Origin of the sequence: Streptomyces sp. ADI95-17 (genome assembly GCF_003846175.1) — a bacterium.
GTDB classification, from domain to species: domain Bacteria; phylum Actinomycetota; class Actinomycetes; order Streptomycetales; family Streptomycetaceae; genus Streptomyces; species Streptomyces sanglieri.
The window spans coordinates 461,035-480,838 of sequence record NZ_ML123051.1; the positions used below are offsets into that span (position 1 = coordinate 461,035).

The window sequence follows — 19,804 nt, forward strand, 5'->3', positions numbered from 1 at the left end:
AGGTGTCACTTGTCCCCGGGGCGTGGCCGACGGCGGCGCAGTCCGTCCGCGTAGACCTGGCCGAACTTGGCGGACCAGCGGCGGATGGTCTCACAGGAGACGATGACGCCGCGCTCGAGCATCAGCTCCTCGACCTCGCGAAAGGACAGCGGGAAGCGGAAGTACAGCCATACCGCATGCGCGATCGCCTCCACCGGGTACCAGTGGCCCTTGTACGACGGCGACGCGGACGACACGAACGAATCCCTCCCCGGCACGACCAACCAGAAGATCATCCCACCCGGCCAGCCAACGTGACAGTGCCCTCAAGCCACCTCGGCCCCACCAGCACCCCCGGCTGGTGGGGCCGACGCATGCCACGACACGCCCTTCGTGAAAGCGTCAGGAAAATGTGATGGGGGTTACTGCCGGGTCATGGGACGCGGTGAGTCTCGGAGGATCTCGGAGGATCTCGTGATGCCCCCTGTCAGAGAATCCGGCCAACGGTGTACTAGAATGTCCGAAATTTCCCCCGGTGTTGTTAAGCCTCTTTACAGAGTCGTCGGCCTAACACACCGCCCAACTGCATTTCTCACCAACGCAAAAGGAGCCCCGCTTCCTCGACGCGGTTTCCTAGGCCATGGGTCGAGGGGGCTCCTTGCGCGGCGTCCAAGCATCAGGAAGGACTCCGAATGCAGAGTAACGCGAAACCACCCTCTGAGCCCAGCTTCGGCGTGAACAGAGGACGCGGACCAGTCGCCCGCCACCTGCGGAAATGGCTGGTCAGCCGTGAACAGAGCGTTCACACAAGTTTCATGTGCGGCGTGGCGTACCGGCTCGGCGACTTCGCGACCGGCCTGGTCATCGCCTGGCTGATCGCCCGGTACTGATCGGCCGCAAGAGTGGGGCCCGACACGACACGGTGCCGGGCCCCACTCAGTTTCACGCGACCTCCGAAGCCTTCAGAGGAGGCTCATGACGTGCGTGGCTCAGTTGCGATGACCTTCGCGTTGAGATCGCACCAGGTCGTTGAAGTGCCGCCGGAGGAAGCCCAGTTCCCGTAGTGCCAGTACCTGTACTTCGCGGCGTCCAGCGTCTCGCACCTGATGGCAAGGAAGAACGACGACCCGCCAGTGCAGGAGATCTTCGCTCCCTTGTGGCCGCCGCTACCTTCGATGAGCTGCGGATAGCTCGGGCAGATGAGCGCCGTGGCCCCGGCCGAGGCCGGAGACGCGAGGCCGAGCATTCCTGCGCTGGCCAGCGCCACAGACGTGGCGACGGCTGCTACCCGAGAACGAATGGACATGCTGTCCTCTCTTGTGGTCCTTCGGCGTGCGGAGGCAAGGAGGCTAGCCGCCCCGGTCGTGATTCGGTAGAGGTTCCGCAAGGCGCGGATCGCTACCTCACCGGCTTCCACACCGCGCACCGCTCCGATGTGAACTGACCGTCCGATGCCCGGATGGTCACCGTGATTTCCTGGGCCGACGTCGCAAGGTGGTTGTCGATGATGTCCCCGGACTTCGTCGTCCGTTCCCAGTAGCAGTCCTTTATGTTGCCCCTGGCCTGGTACATGCCCGGCGGGATCGTCTTCTCGTCCTCGCCTGCGGCCGCCGGCTTACTCGACACCACATACGTGCCGTCACCGAACCACCGGTCGTACCTCCCCGACACCGCCTGCTTCATGACCGGCGTCCACTTCGGGCACAGCTTCGGGATCCTCGCCTGCAGCACCGCCTTCCCATCGCCGTCCATGTTCCCGGACTCGGCCAGCCACTGCGGCCGCGAAGCCCCATCCACCGCGCTCACCGGCATCGACTCACAGGTGTCCGCCACGAAGTCCGACGCCGCCGGGTACAGGTCATCGACAACCCAGCCCTTCTCATCCGCCAGCCTGTCGATGTCGCCCTCAGGCGTTGCCGGGTACTCCACCGACGGCTCCGGCTCCGAGGACTTCGGATCAACGGCCTCGTTCGACGCCGATGGGCTCGAGGCCGGCTTCGCCTCATCACTGCCGCTACCGCCGCATCCGGACAACGCGACCATCGCGGCGATTCCCGCCACGACAGCCCCCACCCCACGCATATGCCTCATGGCGCGCAGGATGCCACCCAGACCGGGCAGGGGGAAGGAAAACCCCCACATCAGGGATCATCAAGATAGGCGCGGGGCCTGACCACCACACAGCGGGAGCCCCGACCGCCATGCCAGCCTCCAAAGCCAAGCAAGCCGAGACCGCCGAACGCCGCACCGAACTCCTGCGTCTGCGGATCCAGGGCGTCAAGTACGACGACGCGCGCGTTCTTGCCCTCCCACGCGTGGGTGGACATCTGGGAGGTTCGGGTGGCCGTCCTGCCGAGCACGGTCTACTCGTCCGACGTCCCGGAGCTGGTGCTGGTCTCCGGCGGGACGGACCAGCTGCACATGCTGTCGGGCCACAGTTTTGGCCGAGCCCGCAACAAGCGGGTTGTGCGGCTGGTGGCCGAACTGGAGGCGGCGCGCGCGGCCGCGTCCTGACGGCGACGGAGTCTCCGCCGCACCGGGAGCAGCTGCGCACGGGCGGCAGCCTACGGCTCGCCGCTTGACAACCATCGTTGGGAATCAGTCACATGAGGTCGTCCGGTGCGAGGCCGGGGCGTAGCCGGTGCCAGAAGGGATGCCGCAGCAGTCCCGCCCGGGTCTTGCCCGTGTAGCGGACTTCTCCGACCAGGCGCGGTAGTACCCCCGCGCTCCGGCCGCGCGTGGCACCTTGTCGAAGGGGCACTCGTCGATCGCAGCGACACGGAGTAGTCCGGCGAGTGTGGCGCGTTCGTTGTCGCTCCATCCGGTGCCGACGCTGCCCACGTACCGCAGCCCGCCTGCACGTGCCTCTCCTACCAGTAGGGCGCCGGGCAGGCCGGTGAGCCGGCCGCGGCCGGGAACCCACCCGCCCACGATCACATCAACAGTCCGGACGTGCCGGATCTTGATCCACGAGCGGGACCGGACCTCGGGCTCGTACACAGAGGTAAGCCGTTTCGCGACCAGGCCCTCCAGTCCCGCGGTCCGGGTCATCTCCAGCGCCTGCCCACCGTGCCCGACGACCGCTGCGGGCGTCGACCACTGCTTCCCGTCCAGCCCGAGCTCCTCCAGGAGTGTGCGGCGTTCGGCGTACGGCAGCCCGGTCAGGCCGCGTCCGTCCAGATACACGGCATCGAACAGAACGAGGTGGGCGGGCACGACCTCGACCATCCGGGCGGTTTTCGCCGCCGAGGCCCGTCCCATGCGGGACTGCAGCCGCTCGAAGTCACTGCGCCCTTCGTCGTCGAGTGCGACGATCTCGCCGTCCAGGACCGCAGGCCGGCCGAGCAGGGACCCGAGCCCTGCGAGCTCCGGGTAGACGGCGCAGGCGTCTACGCAACCCGGGTCATCACCCCGCGCGGCTCCACCGCCGTCTCCGGCCTGGAGCTGATGACAGCGCTGCGCCCGCCCACGAAGCCGGAGCGCGACGGAGAGAGCGGGAACTGGGTGTCCGGCTACAACCCGGGCTCGCTGGGGACGGAGCCGATGGACCCGGCGCCGCCGGAGGCCACCCCGGAGCACCCCGTCGTCGTGAACTCCGGCTGGACGGGCGGCTTCTTGAACGAGGAGGCGTAGCAGTGGGTGCGGTCGGTGGAGACGCTGTCCGATGAGGAGTGCACGCTGCCCTTCGCGGTCGGCCTGGACCTCAACACTGCGTTCCTTGCCGCCGCGGCCCGCCTGGTCGTCGGCCTCAGCGCCCCGGACCACTTCCACGCCCCGAAGTTCAACCCGAAGATCCCCGGGAGCTGGCTGGCGGACCTGTCCCACATCGAGCTGGACCCGCGCCTGCCCTCGCCGTTCACCCCGGACGGCACCCGTCCGACGGGCCCGGCCTGGTATCAGACGCACACCCTCGCCTACGCCCAGGAGCTCGGGCACGACGTCCACCCGATCGAGGCGTACCTGCGCCGCGAGACCGGCGCGTACCTGGACCCGTGGCACGACCGGCTCAAGAACGCCTACGTCGACGCCCTCGCGGACATGGGCGTCACCAAGGACCTGGACGACCGGGCCTTCCTCGCCGCGATGGAGCAGCACAAGCAGAGGGACCCGGCCGTGGCCGCCGTCCTGTCCGCCATCAAGGCCACGGTCAAGGGCGGCGTCGGCAAGCTCCGCGAGCGCCCCCAGGGCAAGTCCTACAAGGAGGGCGAGACGTGGCCGGCCCTTCAGCGGCCGACTTGGCGCCCCGACATCCGGGCCGCCGTCATCAGCAAGGCCCGGGTCAACATGCACCGCAAGCTGAACAACATGGTCAAGATGACGGGCTTGTTCCCGCTCGCCGTGCTGTCCGACTGCGTCGTCTGCCCCTCGCCGGGGGAGAGCCCGCTCGACTTCCTCCCGTACGCCGCGTCCGGCAAGCCGCAGCCCGGCGGGTTCCGCCTCGGTCCGACACCGGGCCTGGCGAAGCTGGAGGGCGTCCAGTCGATGCTGTGGGCGGTCGACCTCATGGAGAAGGGCCTCAACCCGGCCCGCCACATCAAGGGCGGCGACGCCGTCCTGGACGAAGGGGAGTAAGCCATGGGGGAGATCGAGGACGCCATCGAGCGGGCCGACCGGGAAGCCTTCACCCGGGAGCCGCCCAAGACCCTCCAGGGCCGCATCAACTTCCTGATGAAGTAGCTCAAGACGACCAAGGCCGTCGCCCAGGAGCTCGGGGTCAGCCAGCGGTTGGTGGAGCGTTACCGCAAGGGCGAGCGGAAGCACCCGCCCAAGGACATCGCGGCGAAGATCGACGACGCCGTTCGGTCCCGCTGGCAGCCCCAGGTCCGCAAGCGCCGGCGGAAGCAGGCCGCCGCCACCGGGATCACGGTGGAGACGCGGGCCCGGTTCGGCTACACCGCGCCGGTCGGCACGACCGATGACGGACGCTTCCGACGCCTCACCGTCCGTCTCCCCGCGACGTACGCGCAGCGCCTGTTCGACGCCCGCGACACGGGGGCCAGCGACCAGGAGATGCGCGGGATCATCGCTGAAGGGTTTAAGGAAGTCTATTTCCAGGACGGCGGCGGTCGCGCTATGGGACTGTCAGGCGTGGCAATCAATGACATTGATTACCTGGACCTGGATTACTGATTAGGAGCGAAAGCGTGACCGCTGAATTCTCGGCCTGAGCCGAAGCGCGGTAGTTGTCACGTAGGCAGGCGGGTTGTCACCGACTGTGTTGTGGGCGGTGGCTGTTGTGGCTGACCATCACCAGTTGGCGGCGCACGACAACTGCGATGGTTTCCTGGACGTCTCCGGACTGGCGCAGCCCTTATCCGGGCTGATGGCACGAGTGGGCTGTTACTGAGCGGTGTAGCCGCCGTCGACAGGCAGGGCGATGCCGGTGACGTAGCTGGCGCCGTCGCTGCACAGCCAGAGGGCGGCCTGGGCGATCTCGTCGGCGGTACCGAGGCGGTCGATGGCCTGGCCGGATTCGGCCTGGGTGCGGTCGAGTTCTCCGCTGTCGATCATGGCGTCGACCATGGGGGTGGCGATGGTGCCAGGGCAGACGGCGTTGATGCGCACGCCGCGGGAGCCGTATTCGAGGGCGGCGCTCTTGGTCATGCCGATCACGCCGTGTTTGGTGGCGTGGTAGGCGGCGCGGCCGGGGTTGCCGACGAGGCCGCCGAGGGAGGAGCAGTTGACGATGGCGCCGCTGCCCTGGGTGCGCATGTGGCGCAGTTCGTGCTTCATGCTCGCCCAGATGCCGCGCAGGTTGATGTTCTGGACGCGGTCGAACTGTTCGGCGCTCTCGTCGGCGGCGTCGGTGGGCGGGGGCATGATGCCGGCGTTGTTGTAGGCCATGTCGAGCCGTCCGAAGGTCTCGACGGTGCGGTCGACGGCGGCAGCGACCTGGGCTTCGTCGGAGACGTCGCAGACCAGGGAGAGGGCCTGGTGGCCGGCGTCGGTGAGTTCCTTCGCGGCCTGGGTGACGGCGTTCTGGTTGATGTCGGCGAGGCCGACGGCGGCGCCTGCTTCGGCGAAGGCGCGGGCGGCGGCCAGGCCCATGCCGGAGGAGGCACCGCTGACGAAGGCGACCTTGCCGGTGAAGTCATAGGCGGGGTTCATGTCGTTCCTCTTCCGTCGGGGTGGGAGCTGGTGGATGCCAATGTGGGTCAGCGACTGGAGGACGCCGGAGTCCGCTCATTGCCCAAGACGCCGGCTGCCGGATCGGTGCGCTGGGCCACGATCCGGTCTTGACGTCGGGTGCCGGTGAGGGCGAGGGCGGTGAGCGGCAGGAGGGTGAGGGCGGCGGAGACAGCGCCGACCAGGGCCGGGCCGGTCAGGCCGAGAGAGGTGTCCAGCGCGGTCCCGGCGAGGGCGGAGCCGGTGGCGATGCCGGTGTTGTAGGCCGAGGTGGTCAGCGCCGAGGTGAGGGTGGGGGCGTCGTCGGCGAAGCGGACGGCGAGCGCGGTGACCACGGGGTTGACGGTGAACCCGGCCAGGGCCATGAGGAAGACCAGAGCGACGGCGGTCACGGGTCCGGTCGACAGCGGGATCAGCAGGCACAGGGCCAGGGCGGTCACGGCGGCAGCGGTGATGGTGGTGGCCATCGGGCGGCGGTCGCCGAGCCGGCCACCGATCGCGGTGCCGCCCAGCGCGCCGAGCCGGAAGACGATCAGGACCAGCGGGACGGCCCCGGCCGGGATGCCGACGCGGTCGGTCAGCAGCGGCGTGATGTAGGTGTACGTGGCCAGGACCCCGCCCATGATCAGGACGGCGGCGGCCAGCGCCAGCCACAGTCGGCCCTGCCGCAGGGCCCGCACCTCGGCCCGCACTGGCACACCGGCCTGTTGCTGGCCGGCGGGGATGAACCGGCCGACGAACACGGCTGCGAGTCCCCCGAGGACCGCGAGGGCCCAGAAGGGGCCGCGCCAGCCGGTGTACTGGCCGACGAAGGAGCCGATCGGCACGCCGACGACGTTGGCCAGGGTCAGGCCGCCCATCATGACCCCCACAGCCCGGGTGGCCCGGCCGGGGCCCGGCGGCGGTGGCGATGACGAATCAGACGGCCCAGAACGCGCCGGTGGCCAGCGCGGTCATCACCCGGGCGGCCAGGACGATGCCGAAGGAGGAGCTGAGGGCGGCGAGAACGTGTCCGAGGGCGAAGACGGCCAGGGCCGCTATGAGGGTCAGGCGTCGGGGCAGGCGCAGGGTGGCCAGGGCCATGGTCGGACCGCCGACGATCATGCCGATCGCGAAGGCGGTGATCAGTAGCCCGGCGTGGGAGACGCTGGTGCCGAGGTCACCGGCGATCTGCGGGAGAAGTCCGGCGATGACGAACTCGGTGGTGCCCATCAGGAACGTGCCGGCGGCGAGCACCCAGACGACGAGGGGCAGCTTGCCCTCTCGGGTGCCGGCGACGGAGGCCATAGAGGTACTTCTCTTTCTGTCAGGCAGGACTGGCAGGTCTCGGGGCGGTCGCCCGGGACAGGGGTCAGGAGGCGGCTTCGATGGTGATGTGCGTTGCTCGTCCGAGCTGGTCGGCGCTGACGTCGAGGTGGCCGAGGACGAGCAGGTCGGTGGAAGGGGCGGGTCCGTCCTAGTAGAAGAGGGCGAGGTTGCCCCAGGGCGCGTAGTAGGCGATGTCGCCGGCTTTGGCCGCGGTCGGTTTGGGGGCGCCGGAGGTGTCCAGCTTGCGGGGCAGGTCGGCGATCCGTTCCGTGCTGTGGAAGTCCTCCAGGTCCAAGGTGAGCGGGAAGAGCTTGGCGAAGTCGCGGGCGGCGGGGCTGGTGTTCAAGGTGGCGTCCACGGGACGGCCATCAAGGGTGACCCTGACCTTCTGGTCCATGGATGTGCTCCTCTGGGAGGGCGGTGACGGGGTGGAGGCCGTCGCGTCCTGCTGCTCCGCAGAGGCAGCGGCAGAGGGCGTGGCGGCCGGGGCGTTGTCCTGCGCGTCGCTGGAGCAGGCGGTTACGGCCAGCAGCAGGGCGGCTGCCGGAGCGGCACCGACCAGACGGCGGCGGACTGCGGGGTTCATCACGGGTGTCCCGATGCTTGTCATGCGGGCATGGGCTCGGCGTAATGCCGGAAGGCGCCGCGATCGGTGTGGATGGCGTACAGGCGCTCGGCCAGTGCGTCGGGGCTGGAGTGCTCAGCATCCAGGCGGATCGCGCCGGGGACGATCAGCTGGGCGACGTGGATGTTCTCAGGCGCAAGGGCGTCGTGGAGCATTGCTGCGTAAGCACTCTCGGCGGCGAACGCGACCGAGGTGCCGGCCACCTTGGGGTTCGGGCGTACGGCGCTGCCGCCGTTGACGAACAGCAGCGTGCCCCGGCCCAGGTGCCGCATGCCGGGCAGGACGGCGTCCACGCAGGTCACCGGGCCTTTGACGGAGAAGGCCAGCGGGTCGTCCAGGCCGGCGGCGGTCGTCTCCAGGACCGGCTTCATGAAGTCGGCGCGGGGCACCGGGCTGAATTGGAGGACTTCGATCGGCCCCAGTTCCTCGGCCGCTGCGGCCAGGGCTGCGGTCAGGGAGGCAGAGTCGAGGACGTCGGCGGTGAAGCCGCGCGCCCGGATGCCGTCACCGCCGAGTTCGGCTGCGAGGGCGTCGAGGTGGTCGGCGTTGCGGGAGAGGAGGGCGACGTGGTGACCGGCTGCGCCGAAGCGGCGGGCGGCGGCCAGCCCCAGTCCAGGTCCGGCGCCGACGAGGGCGAACGTGGTCACGGTGAGCCTTTCGGGTAGGGACGGTGCGGGCGCAGGGCCGCGGTGTCAGGCGGTGGCCGGGGCGGCGGTGTATTCGGCGTCGGTGACGGGGTTCAGCCAGCGCACGACGGCGTGGTCGTCGTCGCCCTCGTTGATGGCCAGGTGGACCATCAGCCGGTTCGGGGCGGCGCCGTGCCAGTGCTCCTCGTCGGCCTCGAACAGGACGCGGTCGCCGGGCCGGATGACTTCCACCGGTCCGCCGCGGCGCTGGCACAGGCCGATGCCCTCGGTGACGAAGACGCTCTGGCCCAGCGGGTGGCGGTGCCAGTGGGTGCGGGCACCGGGCATGAAGTGCACCAGCGACGCGGTGACCCGGGACGGTGAGGGGGCGGCGGCGACGGCGTCGATGTAGACGTCGCCGGTGAACCAGTCGGCCGGACCCTTGACGGTGTCGATCGAGCTGCGGGTGATCTGCACGAAAAGCTCCTTGTACGGGTGGCGGGGTAAGGGGGGCGGATCAGGGCTTGAGGAGCGTCTTGATGGCGCGGCGCTCGTCCATCGCCCGGTATCCCTCGGCAACCTGCTCCAGGGGCAGGGTGAGGTCGAAGACCTTGCCCGGGTCGATCCGGCCCGCAAGGACGCGGTGGATCAGGTCGGGCAGGTAGCGGCGTACCGGGGCGGGACCGCCGCGCAGGCCGACGTGGGAGAAGAACAGCTCCTGCCCGTCGACGGCCACCTCGTGCGGGACACCGACGAAGCCGACATTGCCGCCAGGCCGGGCCGAGTGCAGGGCCTGACTCATGGCCTGCGCGGTGCCGACGCACTCCAGCACGGAGTCCGCGCCGATCCCACCGGTCATCTCCTTGATCCGGGCGACACCCTCCTTGCCACGCTCGGTGACGATGTCGGTGGCCCCGAACTCGCGCGCGAGCTTCTGCCGGGACTCGTGCCGCGACATGGCGATGATGCGTTCCGCGCCCATTTCCTTGGCCGCGATCACGCCGCACAGGCCGACCGCGCCGTCGCCGACCACCACGGCTGTCGCACCGGGCTTCACCTCGGCGGCATCCGCCGCCCACCAGCCGGTGCCCATCACGTCGGACACGGCCAGCAGACCCGGCCAGAACTCCTCGCCCGGCACCTCGTCGGTGGCGACCAGCGTGCCCTGCGCGTTGGGGATGCGCACGTACTCGGCCTGGCAGGTCGACATGAACTCACGGTTCAGGCAGCTCGACTGGAAGCCGTTCCGGCAGTTCGCGCAGGTGTTGTCCGAGGTCGCGAAGGACCCGACGACGAACTGCCCCGGCTTCACCGAGCTGACCTCGGACCCGACCTCCTCCACGAAGCCGACGTACTCGTGCCCCATGGGGTGCGCCTGCTCAGTCGGCTCCGCACCCCGGTAGGGCCACAGGTCCGAGCCGCACACGCAGGTCACGGCCGTACGGATGACGGCGTCGGTCGGCTTGAGGATCTTCGCGTCCTCCACGGTCTCGAAGCGGACGTCGCCGGGGGCGTAGATCATTGCTCCGCGCATGAGAGGGGTTCCTTCGCTTACCGAGGCGTGCGACCCCGGATACCGGGACCGCCGCCGAGTGCAGGGCCAGGTGCAAGATCCCGTCCTGATGACCGGACGGAAAGCACCACGCCATCCAGGTAACCCGCTCACCGCACCCGTAGCGAGACACCATCAAGGGGTGTACTGCCAGTACATCCCTATAGACGCGGGCGGGACGTACCGTCGAAAGCGTGGACAACCATGCAGAGGTCCGCGAGTTCCTGACCTCGCGGCGAGCCAAGATCACCCCCGAACAGGCCGGCCTGCCCTCCGGAAACCGCCGGCGGGTACCGGGCCTGCGCCGCAGCGAGGTCGCCGCGCTCGCCGACGTGAGCGTGGAGTACTACGCCAAGCTGGAACGCGGCAGCCTCGCCGGTGCCTCACCGGCCGTCCTCGAAGCCGTCGCCCGCGCCCTCCAACTCGACGACGCCGAACGCGCCCACCTCATCAACCTGGCACAGGCCGCCGACGGCTCCGACGCCCTCACTCGCCCCCGCCGCCGCAGCACCCGGGCCTGGAACGCACACCGGAGCCTGCAGTGGGTCCTGGACGCCGTCACCGCCGGCCCGGCCTTCGTCCGCAACGGCCGCATGGACCTCCTCGCCACCAACCAGCTCGCCCGCGCCTTCTACGACGACGTCTACGCCACGGCCGGCAACCAGGCCAACCTGGCCCGCTTCCAGTTCCTCGACCCCACCTCGCGCCGGTTCTACTCGACTGGGACCAGGCCGCCGACATCGCCGTGGCCATCCTGCGCACCGAAGCCGGCCGCAACCCCCACGACAAGGACCTCCACGACCTCGTCGGCGAGCTGTCCACCCGCAGCGACGACTTCCGCACCCGCTGGGGCGCCCACAACGTCCGCCACCACGACACCGGCACCAAACGCTTCCACCACCACACCGTCGGCGACCTCACCCTCGCCTACGAAGGCCTGGACATGGCCGCCGAACCCGGCCTCACCCTCACCATCTACACCGCTGAACCCGGCTCACCCTCCGAAGAAGGCCTACGCCTCCTCGCCTCATGGGCAGCCACACCCCAGCCCCTCACACCACACTCCGGCGACTGACATCGCAAGAACGCGCACGACGGGCGCACGACGCGGCGCCGCAGACCAGTTCCCGCGTTCGGCTCAACGCGCATGACGCCGCGGCGCGGTGTGGAGCTCAGCCCTGCCTCCATACGTCCTGGCCCATCCCGGCAACGCAGAGGACGATGGAGTCATGGGCAAGCACGACCAGGAGCACGTTGCCGAACCGGCGCGGCCGCCGCTCACCACGGAACAGGCCCGGGAGGTGACGGCCGGGCTGCGCGAGGCGATGGACGACGTCCGGCGCTCCGTGACGGTGCTCGCCGCCCGGGTCCGCGACGCGCACGCCGCCCACGTCTGGCTCCCTCTCGGGCACAGCAGCTGGGAGTCGTACTGCGAGGCGGAGTTCGACATCTCCCGCGCGCAGGCCTACCGGCTCCTGGACGTCGCCCGCGCCCTGGCAGCGATCCACAACGCGGTCACCGCCAGCCGCAGCGCTGGTCCGCAGCCTTTATGACGACTACCGCTACCCCACGGCGGGAATTGACGAAGGCACTCACGACGAAGTCGCGCACGCGCAACTCCACCGGCAGGTCAGGAAGAGGTAAACGCCCGGTCGACAGGCATCTAGTCGGCGCGGAGAATGAATAGGAACGGAGCGGCCGCTGGACGGCCCGCGGCCCGGGCGTCGGCGAGGCGGTGGCGATCTGCCGACAAGGTGGCGATGATGCCGACGTGGCGATTGCGGGACTTCCATGACGACGATCTGGACCGTGCAATCCAGATATGGGATCAGGACCGGCAGACCGACGACATGCCTCCCGTGTTCCCCGTCTCTGAGGCAATGGCCGAAGCCCGGACCGGCGGGACCGCAGTGGTTGCGGTGGTCGGCGAGGACCTGGTGGGCATGGCAGTGGCGCAGGCCCAGGGTGAGCGGGCCTGGATCACGCTGGTGGCGCTCGCAAGGATGTGGCGTAACCGCGGAATCGGGAGCGCTCTGATCGCGGAAATCGAGAGGCGTCTGCGCACACAGGGGGTACGCCGGATCGGTGCGCTGCTCGTCCCAGGGACCACCGGAACCACGGCGCTGGAAAACTCCGGTTACCGCACTCGCGACGGGTTGACCTTTTACGAGAAGGTCGAGCATCTCGGCGCGAGCGATGCGGGTCTGCTCGCGGAGCTCGGCGGGAGGATGCTGCCGCAGGGGCTCTGGGGTGCCCTCGCGGGCATGGAACGAGAGAAAGAAGCCATTGAGCGGCGGATCGTGCTGCCGCTGGCCGAGCCCGTGCTGGCCGACCGGTACGGGGTGACGCCACCGAAAGCCGTCATCCTTTTCGGCCCGCCGGGCACCGGAAAGACCAGCTTCGCCAAGGCCGTCGCTTCCCGACTGGCCTGGCCGTTCGTGGAACTCTTTCCCTCCCGGCTCACAGAGGGTACTGCCGGCGGACTGGCCGCCTCACTGCGGGACACGTTCGCCGATCTGGCGGAGCTGGAATCCGTCCTGCTGTTCATCGACGAAGTCGAGGAGATCGCTGGCGTCCGGTCCGGTCAGGCCATCGATCCAGGCCACGGAGTCACCAACGAACTGCTCAAGCTGATCCCCGGTTTCCGCGACCAGGACAACCGCCTGCTGATCTGCGCCACCAACTCCGTCCGCTCCCTCGATCCGGCGTTCCTGCGCCCCGGCCGGTTCGACTACGTCATTCCGGTCGGTCCCCCCCGACCCGAAGGCCCGGGCGGCGATCTGGCAGCGCTACCTCGGCCCGGCCGCCGACGACATCAAGCTGCACCGACTGGTGTCAGCCAGTGAGATGTTCACACCTGCCGACATCGAGTTCGCCGCCCGCAAGGGCTCCCACGCCGCATTCGAACGCGAAGTCACCGACCGCACAGGCGCGCCGGCCAGCGCCGAGGACTACCTCGCTGCCATCGCCGACACCCGTCCCACACTCACCGACCAGGCGCTGACCAAGTTCAGAGAAGACATCGAGCACCATGCGCGCATGTAAGAAGCCGTATCTCAACCGAACGTGATCGTTTGATTTCCGCTGGTCAGGCATTGTTTCGGTCGGAGTGAAGGAGAGTCCCCGACGTTCTGTTCCGCTGGTTCGGTGAGGGGTGTGCGGTGGCGTCGATTCTGGGGTTGCTGGAGGTGCGGGAATCGGCTGCTCGCGAGCGGGTCGAGGATCTGCGGGAGGCGGCGGCCCGGGCGGCTGCGGCGCTGGAGGCTGCAGAGATCGAGCTGGACCGGCGGGTGATTGCGCGGGAGGAACTCGTCGAGGCCCTGGCCGCGTCCGCTGCCGGGACCACCGCCCTGACCGAGGCGGAGACGGAAGCGGAATCAGTGCCCGCTTCCGCGCCGTTGCCGGGAACGACAGTGCCGTCCTGGCGGGAAGGTCTGCCGGCGACGGCTCTCTCGCCGGACTACCAGCGGATCCTGGGCATGCTGGCGGACCGGCCGGGCCGGGAGCCGGTGAAGGCCAAGGAAATTGCGGTGATGCTGGGGCTGGAACCGACGCCGGCGAAGGTGGAGGGCGTGCGGTCGAAGGCGAGGCGACTGGCGGAGCGCGGATGGCTGGTCCAGGAGGCGTCGGGGATGTTCAGCGCCGGCCGCGGGCCCGTGGCCGGGCCAGGCGGCGGCTCATCCGCGTGATCATCGACCACTGGATCATGGCCTCGCTGGTGGCGGTCAGGGTTTCGTAGTCACGGGCCAGACGGCGCGAATGCATCAGCCACGCGAACGTGCGCTCCACCACCCACCTGCGGGGCAGCACCACGAAGCCTTCCATGGCGTCGGTGCGCTTGACGACCTCCAGAGTGAGCGCGAGTTCCTGACGGCACCAGGAGACAAGGCCGCCGGTGTAACCGCCGTCGGCCCAGACCAGAGTGATCTCCCGGTGCAGCGACCGCAGCCGCTCCAGCAGTGGCACGGCCGCATCCCGGTCTCCCATGTTCGCGGCCGTCACCGCGACGACCAGCAGCAGGCCGAGCGTGTCGGTCACGATGTGCCGTTTGCGGCCCGGCGCCTTCTTCCCGCCGTCGTACCCGCTTGAGGCCGTGGGCACGGACGCGGAGGCCTTCACCGACTGCGCGTCGATGATCCCGGCCGTCGGTTCCGCCTCACGGCCTTCCCGCTCACGCACCCGTCCGCGCAGCCGGTTGTGGAACTCTGTGATCAGCCCGTGCTCGCGCCAGCGGCGGAAGAAGGGGTAGACCCGGCCCCAGTCAGGGAAGTCCGTGGGCATCGCCCGCCAGGAGATCCCGCCTGCGACCAGGTAACGGATCGCGTCCAGCATCTGACGGTGGCAGTAGCCCTCGGGCCGTCCGCCCCGGCCTTGAAGCCAGACCGGCACCGGTAGCAACGACCGCACAGCCGCCCATTCCGCGTCCGACATGTCTGAGGGATACCGCGTTCCCGGTCCGGATGGTCGGCCGCGTTGCTGTACACATGCGCGAGGCAATCACACGATGGAGCAGCCGAGTTGAACTGAACGTGCTCGGACGCGTACAACAACGACACCAGGGCCTCCCGGTCTTGCTCGGTCAGATTCGCATCCCCGAGCTTCCGAGAGGCCCTGCCCTCATGCGCCGACCGGCCGTAGATCACCCGCGCGGGAACCCTGTTCGACCCGCACGTTCCAAGACCGGTTGAGATACGGCTTCTGAGCTTGTGCTTGTCGGCGATCAGGAAGTTCGCCCGGTCCCGTCCGGCGAGCATGACTGCCAGGACGGCGGCCGCGCGGGTGGCGTCGGCCGGGGTGTAGACGTGCACGGTCGGGTTCTGTGTCTCCAGCATCGCGGAGACGAGCCCGGGGTTCTGGTGGGTGCAGGTGTTGCGCCAGCCCAGGGAGGTGATCAGGTAGTTGATGTTCGCCAGCCCGCCGCCCCCGGCCGCGGTCCGCGCGCTGCGGTGTTTGAGGTGCTGGACGAGCAGGCTGGTGTTGACCGCGGCGAACGCCTCGTACGTGGCCAGCAGCGCGTCGCGGCCGGTCTCGGTGTAGCCCTGCAGCCAGGCGTGGCAGATCTCCTCGTTGAGGATCTCGCTCGCCCACGCTGGCAGCCGGTCGTCCTCGTCGTCGGCGGCCAGGCGCAGCCGGTTGGAGGCGGCCTCGTCCGGACTGAACAGCCGGAAGGCGCCGGCGGCGGCCCGCTCGCGGATCACCGTGCTGACCAGCGGACACGCTTCGGCTCCACGGGCAGCGAGCGGGGCCACCGGCGGGGCCGGGCTGGGCCGGGGCGCCTCGTGCGGCAGCGCCTGCCGCACGAGGCCGGACGGCTGCCCACTCTCGGTGAACAGCTCGCCCGGCCCGTAGGACCCCAGCCAGGAGGCGAGGACGTCGAATTCCTCCCGGTTGCGCGCGGGGTCCTTCAGCGGGGTCTTGCGCACGGCCGGGGCTCCGGTGATCTGCCGGCCTGCGACATGGTCGGGCCCGGTCGCGCCCTTGGGCATGGTCAGGACGAGCACCGGCTGCGGGCGGGCGGCCCCGAGCGGGCGCAGCCGGGCGAACACCTCGGCCAGGACCGTTCGGAAGCCGGCCATGTCGGAGCCGTCGTGGAGGAACGGCTCGTACCCCAGGCCGGTGAAGTACGCGCGCAGCTCGACCTCGTCGAGTCCGGCCAGGACGGAGGGGCCGCCCATCCGCAGGCCGTTGGCCAGCACGACGGGCAGCACCGCGCCGTGCAGCCCGGACCCGAACAGCGCGCGCCGCGCCGTCCACGCGGCTGCGGCGGCGCCGGTCTCCAGCTCCCCGTCGCCGAGCAGCGCGACCACCAGGCGGTGCGGGGCGTCCAGGACCATGCCCTGCGCGACGGCGAGCGCCGGACCGAGCTGGCCTCCGGTGTAGCGCACGCCGGGGATGAGTGGGGTGATCTCCCCGCCGTAGGCGCGGGTGTGGGGAAAGCCTGCGGCGAGCGCCCGCAGGCCGTCGGCGGACCAGCCCGGGCCGTGGCCGGGCAGGGCAAGGGCTTTGGTCAGGTAGGCGTGGGCCAGGGCGGAGGGCCCGGCGTGCCCGGCGCCGTGGACGACCAGGACCTCGCTGCCAGGCGGCCGCCCGCTGGTGAGTGGACCCAGGTGCGCGAGCATGAAGTTCACCGGCGGGCACCCCCCCAGTGGCCGCTCGGCACCTTCTTCACGTCCTCCACCCGAAGCGGCCGGGCGGGTAGCACGTTGTCGTCCAGGTACAACTGCGCGGCGCACAGGTAGTTCAGCGCCCTCCACGCGGCCGTCACGGCCGCATCCGGCACATGGGCCGCAGCGTCCACGGCGGCGGTGACCCGACCGGCCCGGATGTCCTTGCTGCTGGCCTCGGTGATCAGGTGGAGGATCTGTGCCTGCTCGTGGGCGGGCACCGCCATCCAGTCCCGCCCGGCCCGCTCCAGTGCGGCGGCCATGTCCTCGGGCACGCTGCGCGGGGTACGGTCCCGCACTCCCTGCACCGTCAGCGGCACGCCGATCACGCCGTCGGTGACGGCCACGTACGGCACTGCGGCCTGACCACGCAGCGCGTAGGCGACGACGGTTTTGGCGCTGCCGGTGGGGAAGGTGACGCGCAGCTGGGCGCCGTGCTGGCCGACCGGCCCGCGGCAGGGCAGCAACAGGAAGTCCCGGCCGCCGATCCGGTCCGGCTGAGCCGCCACATGCACGATGTCGGACGCGGCCGGCAGCGGGAGCAGGACCAGCGGATCCGGCCCCGCCTGGTCGGACTCGGACAGCAGGGGAGGGCGGGTGACGGCGATGACGCCGCCCTGGCCGCCGCCGGCGCGCCGCGCTGCCTTGTGCGTGAACAGCGTCCGGTCCACCGCGGCGAGCAGGGTGTTGGTGAAGTCGTGCTTCCAGCTCCGCTCCCGCTCGGCGGGCAGGTCGCAGACCTGGGCGAACGCGGCCGAGGTGTATTGCGATCCGCGGTCCGCGTGGAAGATCACTCCGGTCACGTTGCCGCCGCGGGTCGCGACCGCGGCCTGGAGCGCGTCGATGACGAGCTCGGCCCGCATGCGCGGGGCCATCGACCAGCCGAGCACTCGGCGCGACCGGATATCGATGACGCAAGCGAGGTAGAGCCACGCGGCTCCGACCTGCACATATGTGATGTCGCCGCACCACTTCTCGTCCAGCGTACTGGCGGTGAAGTCCCGCTGGACCAGGTCCGCCACTGGCGGCGCGAGGCGGTCCGGGATCGTGGTGCGCTTCTTCGTCCGCAGGTGACGGCCGACGATGCCGTGCTTGCGCATCAGCCTGGCCACGCGCTTGTGGTTGACCGTGTGGCCGAAGCCGCGCAGTTCGGCATGGACTCAAAGCGCGCCGTGGTTCCCGCGGTGTTCGGCATGGATATCGCGGATCTCCTCGACCAGGGCGTCCTCCTCGAACTGCCGCCCCGCCCGCGCCTCAGCGCCGGTGATCCACCGGTAGTAGCCCGAGCGGGAGATCTCCAGCACCCGGCATATCCGCTTGATGCCGAACATCTCGGCGTGGGTGGAGACGAAGTCCCAAGCGGCGGTCTTCACTTCATCTCCCGGGCGAAATAGGCCGCTGCCCGACGCAGGATCTCCCGCTCCAGCTGCCATTCCTTCTCCGCCTTGGCCAGCCGCGCGTTCTCCGCCCGCAGCCGGGCCAACTCGGCCTCGGTGTCCCGCGACGCGCCTGCGGCGACTGGACGACCGTCGGCATCACGCACCCAGGTCCGCAGCGTCTCGGGGTTGACGTTCAGATCAGCCGCGACGTCCTTGAACGTCCGCCTGCCGGCCGAAGCCCGCTACAACGCGATCGCGTCGGACCGGAACTCCGCACTGTACTTCGAGGGCCGTGCCACGTAGGTCTACACCTTCCAGGATCAGCAAGATCCATTGTCAGGTGTGTCCACACCACAGGGGTCACCTCACAACCACGTCAGTGGAGTTTCTGGGCGTGTTCACCGTCCTCGGTGTCGACGACAGGTGCCGTTTGCGGGCGGTCGCGCGTGCCCGGCAGGGTCATACATGTTCGTCTCGCCTGCCGTGCCGGTGATGCTTGGCGGCGCCTGCCACCATCCCCCGGATAGGCAACTCGTTCACGGCCGGGCCGACCGGGGGCGGGCCGGTGACGGCTGCCGCTCTTCCGTAGCGTTGAGCGAGAGGAGCGGATGCGATGCCATGTGCGAAGACACTGAGCAGCACGGTGCAGGCGACCACCGGGACGATCGTCTGCGCGGCCGGCGGTCCCAGTTCCTCGACCGCCAGCAGGCCGAAGATGACGGACGCCAGCCCGCGTGGGCCGAACCAGCCCACGAACAGGACGGTTTTCCTGTCCAGGCCGCTTCCGGCCAAGGACAGGGCGACTGACACCATGCGTACCACCGTCAGGCTCAGTGCCGCGTAGAGCACCGCCTGCCAGGTGAGGTGGTGAACGGCGGCCGGTACCAGTACGGCGCCGAAGAGCAGCCACACCAGGACGGAGGACAGCGAAGCGGCCTGCTCGACGAACAACAGCACGCGCTGTGGAGCGCCGTGCGTCGATCCGAAGGCCAGGCCGGCAACAAAAGCGGCAACGAATCCGTTGCCACCGATCGCGATGGCTGAGGTGTAGCCCAGGAGGGCCAAGGCCAGGATGCCCGCTCCGGCGACGTCCTCGGTGGCCCAGCCCCTGCGCAGGGCGGAACGCAGCAGCCCTCCGGCCGTCAGTCCGAGCACCGTGCCGTAGGCCAGACCGATGGCGAGTTCCACGAGGGCACTTCCGGTGGCATGGGTGTCCGACGCGCTTCCGGCAGCGGCGACTCCGGCCAGGGAGACCACGACAAAGGGGGTGGCGATACCGTCGTTCAGACCGCTCTCGACATTGATGAGGCGGCGAATCCTCGCGGGCACCACCGGGTTGACCATCATCGTGGCACCGAGCGCGGCATCTGTCGGAGCGAGGGCGGCCGCCACGTACAGCGCCGCCCAGCCCGACACCCCCGGGAGCAGGCCCATGGCCAGCAAGGCGCCAAGACCGATGCACATCGGCAGCCCGAGCAGGAGAAGTCGCGCATACAGACCGAGCTCCGGGCGCAGGGCCCGGAATGACAGCCTCGCGGCATCGGTGAAGAGCACCCAGGCCAGTGTCACTTCGGCGAGCGTTCTCACCGTCCCGGGCGAGGGGGCCAGGTGCAGTACGCCGATTCCTTCGCCCAGCAGCAGACCCAGCAGCACGAATGCGACGGGGGCGGTGAGTTCGACGCGCGCCAGTCGCTGCGAGTACAGCCCCCAGAGGAAGAGGAGAAGCAGGATCAGTGAGAGGGTTCCATCCACCCTGGACTCCGTAATCGAAGCAGCATCGTCCGCGAAAGCCCGATTCTCGGCGGACGGGGCGTGCTGAGGATCCCTCCGGGTGGCATGGCTGCAGCTTTCACTCGACCGGCGGAGGCGCAACTAACTTGACTCTGAAGCTTCTATAGATCGTCAAGCTGCAGGAGACGGCCCGGGTGCGCCGGTGAATGCGCTGGTGAGGTGGCGGTAGACCTCTCGCGCGACGAAGCGCTTGAGGCATCTGAAGATGTCCTTCGTCTTGAGTCCTTCGAGGGTGCGGCGTGCGACGTAGTCGC

At 69.6% G+C, this 19,804-nt stretch carries 14 protein-coding genes and 9 pseudogenes; 8 read left to right on the plus strand and 15 right to left on the minus strand.

The annotated features are described in order from the left end of the window. Positions 1 to 59: 59 nt before the first annotated feature. Positions 60 to 236 (minus strand): annotated as a pseudogene (locus EES42_RS37000) (IS6 family transposase); the annotation flags it as partial. A gap of 477 nt (positions 237 to 713) precedes the next feature. Between EES42_RS37000 and EES42_RS45215 the strand changes: the two are divergent. Continuing rightward, complete coding sequence (locus EES42_RS45215) at positions 714 to 869, plus strand: hypothetical protein (protein ID WP_164495467.1); 156 nt, start codon at positions 714 to 716, stop codon at positions 867 to 869. A 508-nt stretch (positions 870 to 1,377) separates the two neighbouring features. Here EES42_RS45215 and EES42_RS37010 read toward each other — a convergent pair. After that, positions 1,378 to 2,070: a hypothetical protein gene (locus tag EES42_RS37010; protein WP_124722551.1), complete on the minus strand. Its 693-nt coding sequence runs from the start codon at positions 2,068 to 2,070 to the stop codon at positions 1,378 to 1,380. 228 nt (positions 2,071 to 2,298) lie between these two features. On the opposite strand from EES42_RS37010, the gene EES42_RS37015 reads away from it, so the two are divergent. Continuing rightward, positions 2,299 to 2,493, plus strand: a complete 195-nt coding sequence (locus EES42_RS37015) for a hypothetical protein (protein ID WP_164495468.1) — start codon at positions 2,299 to 2,301, stop codon at positions 2,491 to 2,493. Positions 2,494 to 2,581: 88 nt separating this feature from the next. Here EES42_RS37015 and EES42_RS37020 read toward each other — a convergent pair. Then, positions 2,582 to 3,354, minus strand: a pseudogene (locus EES42_RS37020) (ATP-dependent DNA ligase); the annotation flags it as partial. Here EES42_RS37020 and EES42_RS37025 point away from each other — a divergent pair. Next, positions 3,334 to 4,551 (plus strand): annotated as a pseudogene (locus tag EES42_RS37025) (transcriptional regulator); the annotation flags it as partial. The pseudogenes EES42_RS37020 and EES42_RS37025 sit on opposite strands and share 21 nt — an antisense overlap. 3 nt (positions 4,552 to 4,554) lie before the next feature. Next, a pseudogene (locus EES42_RS37030) lies at positions 4,555 to 5,109 on the plus strand (XRE family transcriptional regulator). Between the two features lie 210 nt (positions 5,110 to 5,319). On the opposite strand, the gene EES42_RS37035 reads toward EES42_RS37030, so the two are convergent. The 7 genes and pseudogenes from EES42_RS37035 to EES42_RS37060 all read right to left on the minus strand — a co-directional run bounded on the left by EES42_RS37035 (position 5,320) and on the right by EES42_RS37060 (position 10,198). Further along, entirely contained in the window at positions 5,320 to 6,087 is a 768-nt protein-coding gene (locus tag EES42_RS37035; protein ID WP_124722554.1) for an SDR family NAD(P)-dependent oxidoreductase, read from the minus strand. A 47-nt stretch (positions 6,088 to 6,134) separates the two neighbouring features. Beyond that, a complete protein-coding gene (locus EES42_RS47430; RefSeq protein WP_277426164.1) occupies positions 6,135 to 6,968 on the minus strand; it encodes an MFS transporter in 834 nt (277 codons plus the stop codon). A gap of 55 nt (positions 6,969 to 7,023) precedes the next feature. Continuing rightward, entirely contained in the window at positions 7,024 to 7,392 is a 369-nt protein-coding gene (locus tag EES42_RS47435) for an MFS transporter (protein ID WP_266487671.1), read from the minus strand. Between the two features lie 64 nt (positions 7,393 to 7,456). Continuing rightward, a pseudogene (locus EES42_RS37045) lies at positions 7,457 to 7,999 on the minus strand (cyclophilin-like fold protein). Between the two features lie 20 nt (positions 8,000 to 8,019). After that, entirely contained in the window at positions 8,020 to 8,685 is a 666-nt protein-coding gene (locus tag EES42_RS37050) for an SDR family NAD(P)-dependent oxidoreductase (protein WP_124722555.1), read from the minus strand. A gap of 45 nt (positions 8,686 to 8,730) precedes the next feature. Next, complete coding sequence (locus tag EES42_RS37055) at positions 8,731 to 9,141, minus strand: (R)-mandelonitrile lyase (RefSeq protein ID WP_124722556.1); 411 nt, start codon at positions 9,139 to 9,141, stop codon at positions 8,731 to 8,733. A gap of 40 nt (positions 9,142 to 9,181) precedes the next feature. Beyond that, a complete protein-coding gene (locus EES42_RS37060; RefSeq protein ID WP_206433775.1) occupies positions 9,182 to 10,198 on the minus strand; it encodes a zinc-dependent alcohol dehydrogenase family protein in 1,017 nt (338 codons plus the stop codon). Between the two features lie 356 nt (positions 10,199 to 10,554). On the opposite strand from EES42_RS37060, the pseudogene EES42_RS37065 reads away from it, so the two are divergent. The 4 genes and pseudogenes from EES42_RS37065 to EES42_RS37085 all read left to right on the plus strand — a co-directional run bounded on the left by EES42_RS37065 (position 10,555) and on the right by EES42_RS37085 (position 13,905). After that, positions 10,555 to 11,291: pseudogene (locus tag EES42_RS37065) on the plus strand (helix-turn-helix transcriptional regulator). Positions 11,292 to 11,445: 154 nt separating this feature from the next. Beyond that, positions 11,446 to 11,769 (plus strand): hypothetical protein, encoded by a 324-nt coding sequence (locus EES42_RS46820; RefSeq protein ID WP_241196837.1) that lies wholly within the window; start codon positions 11,446 to 11,448, stop codon positions 11,767 to 11,769. Positions 11,770 to 11,979: 210 nt separating this feature from the next. Continuing rightward, a pseudogene (locus EES42_RS37080) lies at positions 11,980 to 13,261 on the plus strand (GNAT family N-acetyltransferase). A gap of 116 nt (positions 13,262 to 13,377) precedes the next feature. Further along, positions 13,378 to 13,905, plus strand: coding sequence for a hypothetical protein (locus EES42_RS37085; RefSeq protein WP_241196838.1), 528 nt, complete (start codon positions 13,378 to 13,380; stop codon positions 13,903 to 13,905). Here EES42_RS37085 and EES42_RS37090 read toward each other — a convergent pair. The 5 genes and pseudogenes from EES42_RS37090 to EES42_RS37115 all read right to left on the minus strand — a co-directional run bounded on the left by EES42_RS37090 (position 13,853) and on the right by EES42_RS37115 (position 19,511). Further along, complete coding sequence (locus EES42_RS37090) at positions 13,853 to 14,647, minus strand: IS5 family transposase (protein WP_241196839.1); 795 nt, start codon at positions 14,645 to 14,647, stop codon at positions 13,853 to 13,855. The genes EES42_RS37085 and EES42_RS37090 overlap by 53 nt on opposite strands. Before the next feature lie 377 nt (positions 14,648 to 15,024). Further along, a pseudogene (locus EES42_RS37095) lies at positions 15,025 to 16,335 on the minus strand (phosphoketolase); the annotation flags it as partial. Positions 16,336 to 16,340: 5 nt separating this feature from the next. Then, positions 16,341 to 16,643 (minus strand): phosphoketolase family protein, encoded by a 303-nt coding sequence (locus tag EES42_RS46825; RefSeq protein WP_326743212.1) that lies wholly within the window; start codon positions 16,641 to 16,643, stop codon positions 16,341 to 16,343. 471 nt (positions 16,644 to 17,114) lie between these two features. Beyond that, a pseudogene (locus EES42_RS46830) lies at positions 17,115 to 18,058 on the minus strand (IS3 family transposase); the annotation flags it as partial. 160 nt (positions 18,059 to 18,218) lie between these two features. Next, positions 18,219 to 19,511 (minus strand): cation:proton antiporter domain-containing protein, encoded by a 1,293-nt coding sequence (locus tag EES42_RS37115; protein ID WP_124722563.1) that lies wholly within the window; start codon positions 19,509 to 19,511, stop codon positions 18,219 to 18,221. Between the last annotated feature and the right edge of the window lie 293 nt (positions 19,512 to 19,804).